General features: G+C 71.0%; 15 protein-coding genes. 7 read left to right on the forward strand and 8 right to left on the reverse strand.

Translation table 11 applies throughout. From position 1 onward, the window contains the following. The first annotated feature begins 10 nt into the window (after window positions 1-10). A complete protein-coding gene (locus IF54_RS0121140; RefSeq protein ID WP_107047867.1) occupies window positions 11-535 on the forward strand; it encodes an Imm21 family immunity protein in 525 nt (174 codons plus the stop codon). A gap of 274 nt (window positions 536-809) precedes the next feature. Here IF54_RS0121140 and IF54_RS0121145 read toward each other — a convergent pair whose 3' ends face one another. Next, window positions 810-1463 (reverse strand): class I SAM-dependent methyltransferase, encoded by a 654-nt coding sequence (locus IF54_RS0121145; protein ID WP_030320988.1) that lies wholly within the window; start codon window positions 1461-1463, stop codon window positions 810-812. A gap of 105 nt (window positions 1464-1568) precedes the next feature. On the opposite strand from IF54_RS0121145, the gene IF54_RS0121150 reads away from it, so the two are divergent. Both IF54_RS0121150 and IF54_RS0121155 read left to right on the forward strand, forming a co-directional pair. Beyond that, complete coding sequence (locus tag IF54_RS0121150; protein ID WP_030320990.1) at window positions 1569-2573, forward strand: BtrH N-terminal domain-containing protein; 1005 nt, start codon at window positions 1569-1571, stop codon at window positions 2571-2573. 120 nt (window positions 2574-2693) lie between these two features. Continuing rightward, entirely contained in the window at window positions 2694-2996 is a 303-nt protein-coding gene (locus IF54_RS0121155; RefSeq protein ID WP_030320991.1) for a zinc-ribbon domain-containing protein, read from the forward strand. Between the two features lie 26 nt (window positions 2997-3022). Here the strand turns inward: IF54_RS0121155 and IF54_RS43920 are convergent, their stop codons facing one another. Then, entirely contained in the window at window positions 3023-5050 is a 2028-nt protein-coding gene (locus IF54_RS43920; RefSeq protein WP_051735494.1) for a sigma-70 family RNA polymerase sigma factor, read from the reverse strand. 199 nt (window positions 5051-5249) lie between these two features. Between IF54_RS43920 and IF54_RS0121170 the strand changes: the two genes are divergently transcribed. Next, entirely contained in the window at window positions 5250-5666 is a 417-nt protein-coding gene (locus tag IF54_RS0121170; protein ID WP_030320992.1) for an SsgA family sporulation/cell division regulator, read from the forward strand. A gap of 117 nt (window positions 5667-5783) precedes the next feature. Then, window positions 5784-6554 (forward strand): hypothetical protein, encoded by a 771-nt coding sequence (locus IF54_RS0121175; protein WP_030320994.1) that lies wholly within the window; start codon window positions 5784-5786, stop codon window positions 6552-6554. Window positions 6555-7115: 561 nt separating this feature from the next. Here the strand turns inward: IF54_RS0121175 and IF54_RS0121180 are convergent. Together IF54_RS0121180 and IF54_RS0121185 are read right to left on the reverse strand one after the other, a co-directional pair. Then, window positions 7116-7529, reverse strand: coding sequence for a DUF2267 domain-containing protein (locus tag IF54_RS0121180; protein ID WP_030320995.1), 414 nt, complete (start codon window positions 7527-7529; stop codon window positions 7116-7118). Window positions 7530-7650: 121 nt separating this feature from the next. After that, window positions 7651-8076, reverse strand: coding sequence for an Hsp20/alpha crystallin family protein (locus IF54_RS0121185; RefSeq protein WP_030320997.1), 426 nt, complete (start codon window positions 8074-8076; stop codon window positions 7651-7653). 151 nt (window positions 8077-8227) lie between these two features. Here IF54_RS0121185 and IF54_RS0121190 point away from each other — a divergent pair, with 151 nt between their 5' ends. Then, complete coding sequence (locus IF54_RS0121190) at window positions 8228-8530, forward strand: hypothetical protein (RefSeq protein ID WP_030320999.1); 303 nt, start codon at window positions 8228-8230, stop codon at window positions 8528-8530. 263 nt (window positions 8531-8793) lie between these two features. Here the strand turns inward: IF54_RS0121190 and IF54_RS0121195 are convergent, their stop codons facing one another. Both IF54_RS0121195 and IF54_RS0121200 read right to left on the reverse strand, forming a co-directional pair. Further along, the gene (locus IF54_RS0121195; protein ID WP_030321002.1) at window positions 8794-10248 is read right to left on the reverse strand and encodes an MFS transporter; all 1455 of its coding nucleotides are present in this window, start codon (window positions 10246-10248) and stop codon (window positions 8794-8796) included. A 169-nt stretch (window positions 10249-10417) separates the two neighbouring features. Continuing rightward, the gene (locus IF54_RS0121200) at window positions 10418-11821 is read right to left on the reverse strand and encodes a DUF445 domain-containing protein (RefSeq protein ID WP_078852070.1); all 1404 of its coding nucleotides are present in this window, start codon (window positions 11819-11821) and stop codon (window positions 10418-10420) included. A gap of 195 nt (window positions 11822-12016) precedes the next feature. Between IF54_RS0121200 and IF54_RS0121205 the strand changes: the two genes are divergently transcribed. Beyond that, window positions 12017-13345, forward strand: a complete 1329-nt coding sequence (locus IF54_RS0121205; RefSeq protein WP_030321007.1) for an SGNH/GDSL hydrolase family protein — start codon at window positions 12017-12019, stop codon at window positions 13343-13345. Window positions 13346-13542: 197 nt separating this feature from the next. Here IF54_RS0121205 and IF54_RS0121210 read toward each other — a convergent pair whose 3' ends face one another. Both IF54_RS0121210 and IF54_RS0121215 read right to left on the reverse strand, forming a co-directional pair. Then, entirely contained in the window at window positions 13543-14256 is a 714-nt protein-coding gene (locus IF54_RS0121210; protein ID WP_030321009.1) for a DUF1707 SHOCT-like domain-containing protein, read from the reverse strand. Window positions 14257-14343: 87 nt separating this feature from the next. Continuing rightward, window positions 14344-15363 (reverse strand): ABC transporter ATP-binding protein, encoded by a 1020-nt coding sequence (locus tag IF54_RS0121215; protein WP_199821234.1) that lies wholly within the window; start codon window positions 15361-15363, stop codon window positions 14344-14346. Window positions 15364-15368 lie beyond the last annotated feature (5 nt).

Raw genomic sequence — 15368 nt, forward strand, 5'->3', positions numbered from 1 at the left:
GGTGGAGTCCATGGGCGGCCCTTTGGTCGTCGTACCCCTCTCCGCGCTGGCGGCGTGGCGCGGGTGCACGGACACAGGAATCATCGTGGGTGACGGGACGGTTCCAGATGACTACGACCGAGCCTGCGCAGTGGACGACCTGGCAGGTCTGATCCCCGTGGGAGAGTGCGGCGCGCATGCGCTGGTACTGGGGGATGAGCCGTCCACCACCTGCTACCTGCCCGAGCACCGCGCCTTCCTGCGCTGGCTCGCGGCCGACTCCGATGCCGAGTTGAAGGCCGCGGCGGAATCTGTTCTCAGAGATCCCGCTACCTCGTGGGAGGAATGCGGTACGTGGGCGGTGGACGGTCCGGCCGTACTCATGGACTCAGCCGATGCCGGAGCCGACCTGGGTGTCGAGTATCCGAGTGGCGGTATGCCCGAAGAGGCACCTGTTCCTCTGGCCGCCGGTTCTTGGAGGGTCCGGGCCGTCCACACCAAGGCCGACGAGCACAACTGGGTCGGCTTGGTTCAGCTCTTGCCCATCGGCGTATGAACCGACGGGGAGAGCCAACAGGACCCACTCCTGGTATGGCAGGCGTAATCAGTGACGTCCCCGAAGCTTCCCCAGCAGCTGCTTCGCCTGAGCCCGGCGTCGGGGGTCTGATGCGGCTCGGCGGGCCTGTTCGGTGGCTCGGCGGCCCTGTGGGCTCCTGGCGAACTCCTTGATGCGGTCGATCATGCGCGGCATGGCGAGCCCTCCTTCGGTCCGGGCGACTGGTGTTCTTCGTCGTGGGATCGGCTACCCCCTGCCCGGCCGCTCAGCCCTCTCAAGCTGGGCGAGAAGGGGCCGGCTTTCGCGCTAGGAGCTGGATGGCTGTCGCCGCGTGTCCGTTCATCGTCGGCACCGGGACTGTTCGGCTGTCGGTGATCTCGAAGTCCGCGAGCAGGGTGGAGAGCCGTTCACGGGAGTGGTGTCGGCAGATCGCGCCGTCGCTCGTCCTGAACACGCCGTACGTGCCGTAGGTGTCCGCGTCACGGTCGTAGCGGTGGCGATTGCGGTCGTCGGTCTGGAGCAGGACGTCGCTGAGGTACAGGACGCCGCCCGGCTTCAGGAGGCCGTACAGCTGTGTGATCAGGCGGTGTTGGGTCAGGTCGTCGGGGACGCAGGTCAGGACGGCGAAGAGCAGGGCCGCGTCGAAGGAGGCCGGTGGGGACCGGAGTTCGGCGGGGAGCTTGAAGCTGAGGGTGGGGTGCTCGTGGCGGGCCCGTCTGATCATGTGCGGTGACGCGTCCGTGCCCGTCAGGTTGGGGAAACCGAGTCGCTGGAGTTCGGCCATGACACGGCCGTAGCCGCATCCGTAGTCGAGGATCGCGGCCTGTCCGGCCAAGCGGTGGAGCCAGGGGAGGTGGAGGGGGTGGGTGAATGTCTTCCTGGAGGCGGCGGCGTTCCAGTAGGGGATCTGACTGTCCGGGGTGGGCATGATGGGTGCTTCGCCTCCCCGAGATCCTCAGCTTCCTGGCCGCCTCCGGCGTGACGGCCCTCGGGCCGATCCCCCGTTGAGCATCCCTACCCCGGAGCCCACCGCATGCCCACCCTCCCCGGCATCGATCCCCGCCCTATGCAGCACTGCGAGACCACGGCCCTCGGTGTGCTGCTCCGCCACCAAGGGATCGATCTCTCCGAGCCCATGCTCTTCGGGCTCGGGCGCGGGCTGTCCTTCGTGTACTGGGACAGCAGGAGCATGGGCTTTCCCTTTCTCGGCGGGCGGGTCAAGCCGTTCGAGCTCAGCAGGAATCTGGCCGACGCGCTGGGGCTGGAGCTGTCGGTGCGGGAGACCTCGTCTGCGCGTAGGGCGTGGGCGCATGTCGTGGAGGCCATCGGCAGCGGGCGGCCCGTCGGGCTTCAGCTCGACAGTTTTCATCTGGAGTACTTCACGGCGAAGGTGCACTTCGGGGGGCATGTCGTCGCCCTGTACGGCTATGACGAGCGCATCGCCCATCTCGTCGACACCGAGCAGCAGGGCGGTGCCGTGACGACCAGCCTGGGCAGTCTCGCCGAGGCCCGGGCCTCGCGGGCACCCATGGCGGCCAGGCATCGGTCCTTCACCCTCGCCCCGGCCCCTGGCCCGGGCCTGCGCGCCCCGGAGAAGAGCATCGTCCCCGCGATCACCGCCTGCGCCCACGCCTTCCTCAATCCGCCCATCGCCAACCTGGGGCACCGCGGCATCGACAAGGCCGGGAAGGCCGTACGGACCTGGCTTCGGCGGAGTGACGACCCCGTGCGGGATCTGCCGCAGGCCGCGCTGCTCATGGAGAGGGGTGGGACCGGGGGTGCGTTGTTCCGCAATCTCTACCGTGACTTCCTTGCCGAAGCCGGTGAGTTCGTCGGCGGGGGCGGTGGCGGTCCGCTGCGTATCGGGCATCGGCTCTACGCCGAAGCCGCAGCTCTGTGGACCGAGGTCGCCTGGCTCATCGCTCGGGCCGGTGAATCGGGGGAGGAGGAGCTTCTCGTGCGGGCGGGGGACGGTCTCCAGGAGGTGGCGCGTCTCGAACGCCAGGCCATGGAGGCGCTGAGCCGGTTGGAGTCCTGAGCCGGCTGTCCCGCTTCAGGGGTGCGTCGCTTCAGTCGGAGAAAAGTGATCGCCGCTCCGTACGGGCACCCGCTGCGGGGATACTGCCTCTCAGGCACCGATCCGGAAGGCGACCACACCATGCTCATCCTCTTTGGCACCAAGGGCTACCTGTACCAGCTCGCGATACTCACCCTGGTGTGCGGGCGGTGCGGGAATCCGGCCGCGCACACGCTGCGCAAGCGGGTCACGAAGTTCACGCTGTTCTTCGTGCCGCTGTTCCCGATCTCCACCAAGTACGCCACGCAGTGCACCTTCTGCGGTGCGGAGAGCAAGCTGAGCGCGCAGGAGGCGGAGCAGTTGCAGGCGCAGGCCGCCGCGGGGGGTCCGCAGGGGGGCCAGGTGTCCGGTGGACAGGCCCCGCAGCAGCCGTACCAGCACTGAGGCCCACTGAGGTCCACTGAGATCCCCTACTCCGGGGACGGACTGGGCCCGCAGTGGTGGCCGGTGGGGGGTTCCGGAACGGGGGGAGCCTCCGGGTCGGTGGGGGTGGCGGGCGGGAGCGGGAGAGTCGGATCGGCCGGGGGCGGCGAGGGCTGCGCAGGGGGCGTGGGCTCCGACGGCTCCGAGGGGGCCGGCGGTTCCGGTGACTCCGGGGGCTGTGGTGATACCGGCTCCGGGGTGGTCGGGGGTGGCGAGTACGTCGGCGGTTGGGGCGTTTCCTCGACAGGGCCCGGATCCGTGGGAGCGGGACTGCTTGGCTCCGGTACGGGCGTCTCGTCGCCCGGGGCGCCGGCCTGCGGGTCCTCGGGCTCGGGTTGCGGCTGTGACGGCTCCGGCTCCGGCTGCGCGGGCTGATCCGGCTGATCCGGCTGATCCGGCTGATCCGGCTGTGCGGGCTGCGTAGGCTCCACGGGCGAGGGCTCCACGCCAGGCGGCGATACGGCAGGCGGCGTCGGCGTCACAGGCGGCGCCGTCGGCTTGGCAGGAGCCGTCGGCTCCACAGGCGGGGGCGACATGGCAGGCGGCGTCGGCTCCGCAGGCGCCCCCGGCACCACAGGACTTGGGCTCGGAACCGGGTCCGGTCCCGGAGTCGCAGTCGGATCCGTCGGTCCGTCCGGCGCGGACCGCTCCGGAGGGGCCGGATCCCCGGACTCCCGAACGCGCGCCACCACCCCCTCACCGCCGCCGGCGTCCTCCGCTACGACCGCCACCGCCGCGCCCTTCCGAGCCGGCCCCCCGCCGCGCTCCCGGTCCACCGACCGGTCGTCTCCCGGGGTTTCCCCCGCACTCCCCTCCGAGGGGCCCGCCACCGGTCCCTGAGCCACCGGCACCCGTCCCGGCGAAGTCACGGTCGCCGGCGACTCGTTGACCCCGAGCGACAGGGCTACCGCGAGGGCCGCGGCCGCCGCCGTACCGGAGGCAAGGGCGACCTTGGCCTTCGGACCCGCCGCACGGGCCGTACGGAGAATCACGTGCCCTCCGGAAGAAAGGGCGCTCGCGGAACCCGAGGAGCCCGCGGCCCCCCCGACTCCCACTGAGCCCACGGACCCCCCTGTTCCCCCTGAGCCCGCGGACCCAGCGGCTCCCCCAGCGCCCACCGACCCAGCGGCTCCCCCAGAACCCACCGACCCCGCGGCTCCCCCAGAACCCACCGACCCCGCGGCTCCCCCAGAACCCAAAGGCCCCGCGGCTCCGACTCCCGCAGAACCCCCCGCAAGGGACGCCAGCCCAAGCCCCTTCCCCGCACCCCCGCCCGCCACCGCAAGCACCAGCAGCGCCGGTCCCACGATCGCCGGCAGCCGGTGGTTCGCACGGACCAGCACGGCAAGGCGCCCCCGGCACTCGTCGCAGACGTCGACGTGGGCGAGCAGGCGCTCCGACTGACGTGCGGTAGCCGTGCCCCGCACATAGGCCGGCATGCGGACCCAGTGGACCTCGCACGCGGGATCCTCGGGTGCCTCGGTCTGCGAGCGCAGGAACGCCTGGCGCATGCCTTCGCGGGCGCGGTGCAGCAGTACGGCCGTCGCGCCCTGCTTGGCGCCGATCTGCCGGCCGACCGACTCCAGCGGCTGCCCCTCGGCGTCGGCGAGCCACAGGGCCCGAACCCAGCGTTCGGGGAGTTCACCGAGGACGCGGACCAACAGGTCGGTGGCGGAGACCTGTTCGGCCGGGTCCTCCACATGACCGGCGGACGCCTGCTCGGGGACCTGCGGATCGCGCGGGGTCTCGTGGGTGGCGCTCGCGACGGAGGAGGCGAGGTGCCGCACGGTCGTCATGAGGTACGCCGGGACGTTGTCGATCTCGTGCCCGGCGGACAGCCGGCGCCACACGCGGAAGTGCGCCTCGGCGACGAGGTCCTCCGCTGCCCAGGAGTTGCGGGTGAGCGAGCGGGCGTAGGCGACGAGCCGCGGCTGTTCCTGCTCGTAGATCCGCACGTACGCGGCGGTCGCGGAAGGGGACGCCTGGGCGGGGACTCTGGCGGGTTGGTCGGTCATGCAGGAACGCTCCAGTTCCCGGCGCTGGGGGCGCGGACGGGTTTGTCAGCGTAGATGACAAAACTTTCAAGCATTCAGTTCCGGCCGTGATTCAGATCACACGACAGGCTCCGGTCTCCGCGTAATGAACCGGCACACCTACGACTCGACAGGGCAACCGACTCACAACCGACATCGAGAAGGACCGGAGACCTCCCCCATGCGCCTCCCCACGCTCCACCAGACCGTCCGCGCCCGCCTGATCGGCTCCGAGCACCCGGAACTCCCGATCCGCCCCACGTTGCGCTACAGCGCCGCCGAGCCCTTCGCCGTGCACATCGACTTCCCCGCGCACGTCTCGGCCGATGGCCAGGGTGTGACCTGGATGTTCGGGCGGACGCTGCTGGAGGAGGGACTCGAAGCACCGGCCGGGGAGGGGGACGTACGGATACGGCCGTGCGGCTGGGCGAGAACGGTCATCGAGTTCCACTCGCCGCTCGGCCTCGCCGTGATCCGCTTCAGCACGACCACGCTCCGCCGCTTCCTGCTGCGTTCCTACGAGGTCGTCGCGCCCGGCACCGAGACCCTGGGCCCGGACCTCGACCAGGGGCTGGCGGCGCTGCTCGACGAGGTGTGACAGGGGCGGGCCGCGGCGGGATGAATTCCGTTGGGAACAGGCCCGGTCGGGGGCTACGGTGCGGAACCGCCCGACAGGCATCCCCGAAACTCCCGGCCACCGCAACGGAGATCACCGATGGACTCTGAACGCCCCCTGTCCTACGACACGTTGGTCACTCGCGCCGTGGCCGACCCCTCCGTCGTAGGGCTGGTCCTCAAGGGGTCGCGGGCCCACGACGGGATGGCGACCGAGCACTCCGACCACGACCTGTACATCGTGGTCGCCGACGGGGCGACGACGGAGCTCTCCGCTCTCCACGGGCGCCGTTCCGCGACGCTCGACGTGATCGTCATGCCGCTCGCCGGGTTCCGGGCCGCGGGCATGCCCGGCTTCGAGCGTTACGCCCTCGCGCGGGCCCAGGTGGTGCTCGACCGTCTCGACGGAGGTACCGGCATCGCCCGGCTCCTGGCCGAGAAGGGGCGGCTCGACGCCGACGAGGCCTTCCGGGAGGCCGGGGACCTGCTCGACGCCTACGCCAACTCCCTCTATCGATCACTGAAGAACGACCGCGACGGCCAGCCCCTCGCCGCCCGCCTCGACGCGGCGGACAGCGTCCGGTTCCTGCTGGAGCTGCTGTTCACCCTCGATCGGCGCCCCAGGCCCTACAACAAGTACCTGGAGTGGGAGCTGACTCGGTACCCGCTGCCCGATTGGGACACGGGAGCGCTGCTGGAGGCGGTCGGGCGGATCTCCTCGACCGGCGATGCGGCCGTCCAGCGGAGCGTCTTCGCGCGCGTGGAGGCGGACGCACGTCGGGCCGGGCTCGGGGAGGTGCTGGACGCGTGGGGTGAGGATCTGAGGCTCATGCGGGGCGAGGCGGGCCTCTTTCCCGGTCCATCCGCTTGAGTCTTGAGTCGGAGCCGCGCGCCCCCGGCAGCATCAGTCCACCCGACTACGCTCGTTCCGACGGTTCGGACGTTCGGACGGGGGCCGACGCGTGATCCTCTTGGTTCCGCTGCTCATGCTGGTGCTAGCGGGGGCCGCCTGCGCGCTCCTCGGCTACGGAGGTGGCCGCGTCGCCGACTGGTTCGTCCGCCGTGCCGAACTTCCCACCGCCCTCCTCGGATTCGCCGCGCTGGCGGGAGCGGCGACGGCCGCCTTGTACGCGTGGGGACTGCTGCACGTCGGCGGGGCGGTCCTGGAGGCCGAGGACGGCGGGGCGGATTCGTCGCCGATCGTGCCGTGCCGACGAACGCGCTGCCCGGGTCGTCGACTACTCGGCGAGCTTCCTGCCCCTCGACTTCGTCTGCGAGACCGACGACGGCGACAGCTACCGGGCCGGGGAGGTTCCCGGGTACGTCTCCCCCGCCGCCGTCGGTTTCGCGCTTGCCGCGGCCGGGCTTGCCGTGGCCTCCGGGTACGTGTCGGAGATGCGGCTGCGGGCCGCGGCACGCGCGGGCGAGGGTGTCAGGCGGCGAGGGCCAGTTCCGCCTTGCCGAACAACAGGGCGTAGCCGGAGGGGAGTTGGGCGAGGACGCGGTTTACCGGTTCGTCGCCCACCAGCTCGGGCAGCACGCTCAGCACCGAGCTGACGTGCCAGCGGGCCGTCGCCGGGGTCGCGCCCTCGATGCGGGCGGCGACCGCGTCCACGAACTCCGCTGCGGACAGCGACCTGTTGAGGGGAATGCGGGAGGCGATGACCCGCGCCGCCTCCTCGGGCAGGGCGCGGGCGAGACCGACGCGTTCCTCGCCGGTGACGTGGTCGCCCAGAGCGGACAGGACGACGTGCGTGACGTGTTCGGCCTCCGCCCGCGTCGCGTACTGTCCGGCCTCCTGCACCGCCTCGACGAGGTCGGTCCAGCTGGGTCGGTTCGCGCTCATGTACTGCTCTCCTGGGGGTCGTTGCACCGGGCGCCCCACGGCCGTACGGACCGTCTGCAACAGCCTGAGCCGGCCCGTACAGGTCCGCGGGACGCCCGGTCTTCGGTCGCGTGGGGGTTGTTCAGCCGCTGATCTGCCGGGGTCCGCTGCCGCCGCCGCTGATCTGGATACGGCGGGGCTTGGCCTGTTCGGCGACGGGGATCCGCAAGGTCAGCACTCCGGCGTCGTACGAGGCTTCGATGCGCTCGGTGTCCAGGGTGTCGCCGAGGAAGAGCTGACGGGTGAACGTGCCCGTGGGCCGTTCGGCGACGATCAGCTCCGCGCCCTCGGGGGCGGGGGCGCGGCGCTCGGCCCGGACGTTCAGGACGTTGCGCTCCACGTCCAGCTCGATCGTCTCGGGGTCGATGCCGGGGAGGTCGAAGTGGACGACGAAGTCGTCCCCCGACCGGTATGCGTCCATCGCCATCGCGCTGGGGCGGGCGGTCGAGCCGAACACCTGCTGCGCGAGTCGGTCGAACTCACGGAAGGGGTCGGTGCGCATGAGCATCACAGTCCATCTCCTTTCCACCGATTCCCGGTGCGATGCCCTACGCCTTCTTATATAGCTCGGAGCGAGGAAACTTGACAAGCCCTGACTCAGGTTCGGGGGACGTCCCTGGTCCGGGGCTAGCCTCGATGCCACGACCTAGGAGGCAGACATGGCGAAGGTTCCCAGTGCGGTGGTCGCGGCGGGCGGGCTCGTCGGGGGGTACGGCGTGGCGCGGTGGACGAAGAAGCGGCAGCTGGGCGGGGCGGTGCTGGCTGTCGCCGGGGCGGCGGCGGCACGGCAGTGGCGGGAGCGGGCGGGCGGACCGGCGGCCGGTGCGCTGACGGCCGCGTATGTCGTCGCCTTCGCCGGGTCCCATCCCTTGGCCAAGAGGGTCGGGGCGTGGCCTGCGGTGTTCGGTGTGGCGGGCGTGGTGGGAGTTGCGTCTTGGGTGGTGGCGGATCGGCGGGGCTGAAGGGCGCCGATGGGGGTGCCGGGTGCGGTCGTAGGGCGGCTGCGGGTGCGTGGGGGCTGGTCGCGCAGTTCCCCGCGCCCCTAGGGGGTTGCAGTTCACCTGCGCTGCGACGGGAATGTCCGCCCCCACCCGCACCGACCCACCCACCGGACCGCATGCGCTACGCACGCCCCCACCGAGGCCGGGCGGGCCGCCGCAGGCCCCCAGGGGCGCGGGGAACTGCGCAAAACGCCCGCCCCCACCGAAGCCGCAGACAAAGACCTCTACTCCACCGCAGTCAACGGCTTCGCCACATCCTCCAGCGACCGCCCCTCCGCCCGCACAGCCAAGAACGCCGCCACCAACCCCGCCGCACACATCAGCCCCGCCCCGATCTGGAACGCCAACACCGTGTCCCCGACCTTCCCCGTACTCGTCAGGTCGGCGAACAGCAGCGGTCCGCTGATACCGCCCGCCGCCGTACCCAGCGCGTAGAAGAACGCGATCGACATCGCCCGCGTCTCCATCGGGAACACCTCGGACACCGTGAGGTAGGCACTCGACGCCCCCGCCGACGCGAAGAACAGCACCACGCACCAGCACGCCGTCATCGTCGCCGCGCTCAACGACCCCCGGTCGAACAGCCACGCCGTCCCGAACAGCAGCACCCCGGACAGCAGATACGTGGACGAGATCATCACCCGCCGCCCCACCGTGTCGAACAGCTTCCCCAGCAGCAGCGGCCCGAAAAAGTTGCCCACCGCGATCACCGCGAAGTAGTAACCCGTGTCCCCGGTCGGCACGTCGAAGAACGTCGTGAGGATCGCGCCGAACCCGAACGTGATCGCGTTGTAGAGGAACGCCTGCCCGATGAACAGCGAGAACCCCAGCACCGCCCGCCGCCGGTAGTCGGAGAACACCGTCCGCGCGATCTCCACGAACGTCACGCTCCGCCGCTGGTGGATCGTGATCTCACCCTCGGCCCGCGGCAGGGCACGCCCCCGCTCCTCCTCCACCCGCGACTCGATCGACGAGACGATCCGCTCGGCCTCCTCGTCCCGCCCGTGGATCAGCAACCACCGCGGACTCTCCGGTACGTGCCGCCGTACGAGAAGGATCACCAGCGCCAGCACGGCACCCAGCGCGAACGTCAGCCGCCAGCCCACGTTCGCCGCGAAGAAGTCCGTGTTCAGCGCGAAGATCGACAGCAGCGAGCCACCCACGGCTCCCAGCCAGAAGCTTCCGTTGATCATGAGGTCCACCCGGCCCCGGTACTGCGCCGGGATCAGCTCGTCGATCGCGGAGTTGATCGCCGCGTACTCGCCGCCGATACCGAACCCGGTGAGGAAGCGGAACAGGAAGAACCACCAGGCGTCGAAGGAGATCGACGTCAGCGCGGTGGCCGCCAGGTACACGGCCAGCGTGATCATGAACAGCTTCTTGCGGCCCCACTTGTCGGTCAGCCGCCCCCAGAACAGCGCCCCCACGCAGGCGCCGGCCACATACAGGGCCGCCGCGACGCCGGTGACCTGTCCGGAGGAGATCGACAGCCCGCTTCCCGGTTCCGACAGCCGGCTCGCGATGTTGCCGACGACCGTGACCTCCAGGCCGTCGAGGATCCATACGGTGCCGAGTCCGATGACGATGGTCCAGTGCCAGCGGGACCAGGGCAGCCGGTCGAGTCTGGCGGGGATGTCGGTCGTCACGGTGCGGCCGGTGTCGGCTTGGGCGGTGGTCACGGAAGGGCTCCCTCCTCAGCGAGCGAACCCCTCCCGGGTGCCCCGGCCCTCGATTCCTAGGCCGACCACCTCACACCCCCGATACACACCCCCGTACACCACCCTGCACCCGCGGCCACACCCCCGCTACACCCCGGGCCCGCAGCTCACAGCCCCATCGAACCCTCCTTCACGCCCCCAACACCCGAGTCACCGTGTAGATCAGCAACCCCACCAACGACCCCACCACCGTGCCGTTGATCCGGATGAACTGGAGGTCGCGCCCGATGTGTGCCTCGATCTTCCGGGTCGTGTGCTCCGCGTCCCACCCGGCGACCGTGTCCGTGATCAGGGAGGTGATCTCGCGCCGGTAGGTGGTGACCACGTACACCGCGGCCCCCTCCACCCACCGGTCGACCTTCGCCTGCACCTTGGGGTCGACGGCCATCCGCGCCCCCAGCGACAGCAGGGACGCCCGCACCCGCAGCCGCAGCTCGCTGCGCTCGTCCTCGGCGGCGGCGACGATCATCGACCGTACGGCGGTCCATGCGGACGCGATCAGGTCCTGGACCTCGCCGCGCCCCAGTACCTCGCCCTTGAGCCGCTCGACCCGCGCGCGCGTGTCGGTGTCGGACTGGAGGTCGGAGGCGAAGTCGGTCAGGAACCGGTCCAGGGCTCCACGGGCCGGGTGGGACGGCATGTCCCGCATCTCGGTCACGAAGCGCAGCAGTTCCTTGTAGACCCGCTCTCCGACCTTCTTGTCGACGAACCGCGGGGTCCAGCCGGGCGCGCCGCCCTGCACGGCGTGCATGACCTGCGTGTCGTGCAGCACGAGCCAGTCGTGGGCCCGGGTCACGATCAGGTCGACGACCCGCCGGTGCCCGCCGTCGGCGACGACCTTCTCCAGCATCTTCCCGATGCCGGGCGCGATCTCCTGGGCGTCGGCCCGCCGGGTGATCGCCTCCCCGACCACGGCCTGGACGTCGGAGTCCCGCAGGACGGTCAGCGCGCCCCTGAGGGCCGCCGACAGCTCCGCGGTGACCCGGTCGGCGTGCTCGGGGTCGGCCAGCCAGGTCCCGAGCCGGCTGCCGATGCCCACGGCCCGCAGCCGCTGCCGTACGACGTCCTCGGAGAGGAAGTTCTCGCCGACGAACTCGCCCAGCGACACCCCCAGCTGGTCCTTCTTGGTGGGGATGATCGCGGTGTGCGGGATGGGCAGGCCGAGCGGGTGGCGGAACAGGGCGGTGACGGCGAACCAGTCGGCCATGGCGCCGACCATGCCCGCCTCGGCGGCCGCGGCGACGTAACCGGCCCACGGACCGGCCCCGGAGCTGTCCGCCCATTTCGCCAGCGCGTACACCAGTGCCACGAACAGCAGCAGGCCGAGCGCGGTGAGCTTCATCCGGCGCACTCCGCGCTGCTTCTCCTCGTCCGCGGCGCTGAAGGTGTTCATCGTGCGTACGGCGGAAACCGGGCCGGCACTGTTCGCGGAAGCCGGGCCGACACCGTTCACGGCCCCGACCCCGGCCCCGGCCGTCGGGGCGGGCCGCTGCCCGTCAACCGGTCCTTTTTGCGTAGGTTCCGTACGTTCCATCCGCTCCACCCGTTCGGTGATCCCTCACACATTGTCCCTTCCTGACCTACTCCTGGAACGGAACAGGAGTTCCCCGCGTCTGTCCGGACGGGGGAACCGGAGGGGGTCTCGTCATTTGTCCTCAGTGTTATGCCTCATCATGAACTCATCAGATCGGAGCCCCGGGCTCCCATCTCCTGAGGAGAACAGCACCACATGACTCGGCGTCATGGTTACGCCCTGCTCGCCGCGATCACCGCAGTGATCGTGGCCCTGTCCACCGCCATCTACGTCGGAGTGGCGGCCGACGCCGGCACCAGGGACCGGACCGCACTGTCCGGTTCCGGGCCCTCGCGTCCCGCCGCCGCGCCCGCCTCCGCCGGAACCTGGGTCGGCACCTGGGCGGCCTCCCCCGTCGGCGCCGAGCCCGGCACCGCGACCGAAGGCCTGGCGGGCCGCTCCGTCCGCAACGTCGTGCACACCAGTGTCGGCGGTACGAGTGCCCGCATCACGCTGTCCAATCTCTACGGCCGGACCGCGCTGACCCTCACCCACGCGTCCATCGCGCTCGCCGCCGGTCACAAGACCGCCGCGGCGAGTGCGGGCACCATGCGACGGCTCACGTTCGCCGGCAGCACCACGGTCGTCATCCCGGCCGGTGGACAGGCACTCAGCGACGCCGTCCCCCTCGCCGTCCCGGCGGGCGCCGACGTCCTGGTCACCACCTACTCCCCCACCCTGTCCGGACCGGTCACCTACCACCCGTGGGCCCGGCAGACGTCGTACTCCGGGGAGGGCGACCTCACCGGGGACACCACCGGCACCGCGTTCACCGAACGGGTCGACCGCTGGCGCTACCTGACCGCGCTGGACGTCCTCACCGGCGAGGCGGACGGCACGGTGGTCACCTTCGGGGACTCGCTCACCGACGGCAAGGACTCCACGGCCGACGCGAACAACCGCTGGCCGGACTATCTGAACCGGCGGCTGCGCGCGGCCCTCGCGGCCGGGCAGGACCTCCCCCGCTACAGCGTCGTCAACGAGGGGATCGGCGGCAACCGGGTCCTCGTGGACGCCCGCCCGCCGGAGAACCAGGCCGGCATCCACCGCTTCCGGCGGGACGTGCTGGAGCGCCCCGGCGTCAAGGTCGTCGTCATCGACCTCGGCATCAACGACATCCTCCGCACCCCGGGGACCGTCGACGCCGACAAGCTCCTCGCCGGCCTGCGCGACCTGGTCCGCCAGGCCCACGCCCACGGCATCAAGGTTGTCGGCGGCACGCTCATGCCGTTCGGCGACCGCCACGGCTGGACCAAGGCCCGCGAGGGCGTCCGCCAGACCGTCAACGCGGAGATCAGGGCGGGGCGGGTCTACGACGCGGTGGTCGACTTCGACAAGGCGGTCAGGGACCCGTACGACCCGCGTACGCTCCGCACGATGTACGACTCGGGGGACCGGCTCCACCCCAACGACCGGGGGTACGAGCGGATGGCGGACACGTTCGACCTGGAGTACCTGAAGGGGTCGGCGGCGGCGCGATTGTGAGTGCGGGTGCGTCGTGGCTGGTCGCGCAGTTCCCCGCGCCCCCGCTGCGCTGGGCTTGGGCCGGGCGCCCAAGGGGCTGGGGGCGCGGTTCGCGGGCGGGTGCGGGTGCGTCGTGGCTGGTCGCGCCCACGCGGCGGCAGCCGCAGATCGACTAGAGCCCCGCGCCCCTGAAGGCCCTCACCTGAACGTCCCACCGCTCAGCGCTCCCCCCGCCGACGCCCCTCCCTCAGCTCGCGCGCAGCGGCCCGGCGTTGCAGACGTTCCTGGCGCCGCTCCTCCCGCAGCCGCAGGCGATCCGCCTTCCTGAGCTTGCGCTCGACCCCCACACCGCCCCAGAACGCGAACCCGGTCACGATCACGCGAGGTGCCCCCGGCTCACCCGGCACGCCCTCCTCGCGGTGGTCGAACCCGCCCATGATCCCGATCCCGCGCACCACGACCTCGACACCCGGCGGCACGATCACCTCCACGCCGCCCATGATCGCCACGCAGTTGATCTCGACCTCGCGGTCGGCGAAGTTCGCGTCGCGCAGATCGATCTCCCCGCCGCCCCAGAAGGCGAAGCAGTTGAAGCGCCGGGGCACGGTCCAGCGGCCCTTGCGCTGGAACCCGGACATCACGGCGACGGACCACGTGGAGGACCCCTCGCCTCCGACGATCCGGGACGCCCAACTCCCGGTCGGGTCGGGCTGCTTGAGCATGTCGACCTTGGGAGGGGCCACCCGGCCGACCGGCAGGTCCCGGGTGATCGGGGCGAGTTCACCGTACGTACGCGCCTTGTACGTCGCGTCCAGGCGCTCCTCGAACTCCTCCATGTCGAGCCGCCCCTCGGCGAGGGCGTCCCGCAGGACCTCGGCGACTCGCTCACGATCGGCGTCGGCAGCACGCAGCTCCGGGAGTTCCTCCGTCATGCACAGCAGCCTACGAGTTACCGCACCCCACGGCTACGACACCGCCCACGGCTACGAGACCGCCCACCGCTACGACACCGCCCTCGGCTACGGCACCGCCTTCTCCGCTTCCCCCGCGTACATCTTCGCGATCACCGCCTCGATGTCCGGCTCCCGCACCGACAGGTCGACCAGCGGGTACTCCGCGGCGACCCGCGCCACCAGCGCCGCCGCCGACTCGGACGCCGGGAACGCCAGCCACTGCCGCGGCCCCTCCACCCTCACCACGCGCGCGGGAGCCGCGTCGATCGGCGGCAACTCCCGCTCCAGGTCCACCACCAGGGTCCGCTCGCTCTCGCCCACCTCGTGCAGGCCGGCCAGCGGGCCGTCGTACATGAGGCGGCCGTGGTCGATGACCATCACGCGTGAGCACAGCTGCTCGATGTCCTGGAGGTCGTGGGTGGTCAGCAGGACCGTCGTGCCGCGCTCGGTGTTCAACTCCCGCAGGAATCCCCGCACCTTGGCCTTGGAGATGACGTCGAGGCCGATGGTCGGCTCGTCCAGGTACAGCACCTCGGGATCGTGCAGCAGGGCCGCCGCGATGTCGCCCCGCATCCGCTGGCCGAGCGACAGCTGCCGTACCGGGACGTCCAACAGGTCGGTCAGTTCGAGGAGTTCGACGCAGCGGTCGAGGTTCTCGCGGTAACGGGCGTCCGGGATGCGGTACATGCGGTGCATCAGCTTGTAGGAGTCGATCAGCGGGAGGTCCCACCAAAGGGTGGTGCGCTGGCCGAAGACCACTCCGATGCGATGGGCCAGGCGGGTGCGTTCGCGGGACGGGTCGATGCCGGCCACTCGCAGCCGGCCGCCGGACGGGGTGAGGATGCCCGTGAGCATCTTGATCGTCGTCGACTTGCCGGCGCCGTTCGGGCCGATGTACCCGACCATCTCGCCGCGCGCCACGGTGAAGGAGATCGAGTCGACCGCCCGCACCTGGCGCCGCTCCCGTTTCAGGAAGCCGGTCTTCTTGCGCACGTCGAAGACCTTCTCGACGCGGTCCAGTTCGATGAAGGCGTTCACCGCCCCGTCCGCCGCCCCGTCCCCTGTCTCGTCCACCGCCACGTCCACTTCCA

Source organism: Streptomyces sp. NRRL B-3229, from assembly GCF_000719505.1.
Lineage (GTDB): Bacteria > Actinomycetota > Actinomycetes > Streptomycetales > Streptomycetaceae > Streptomyces > Streptomyces griseorubiginosus.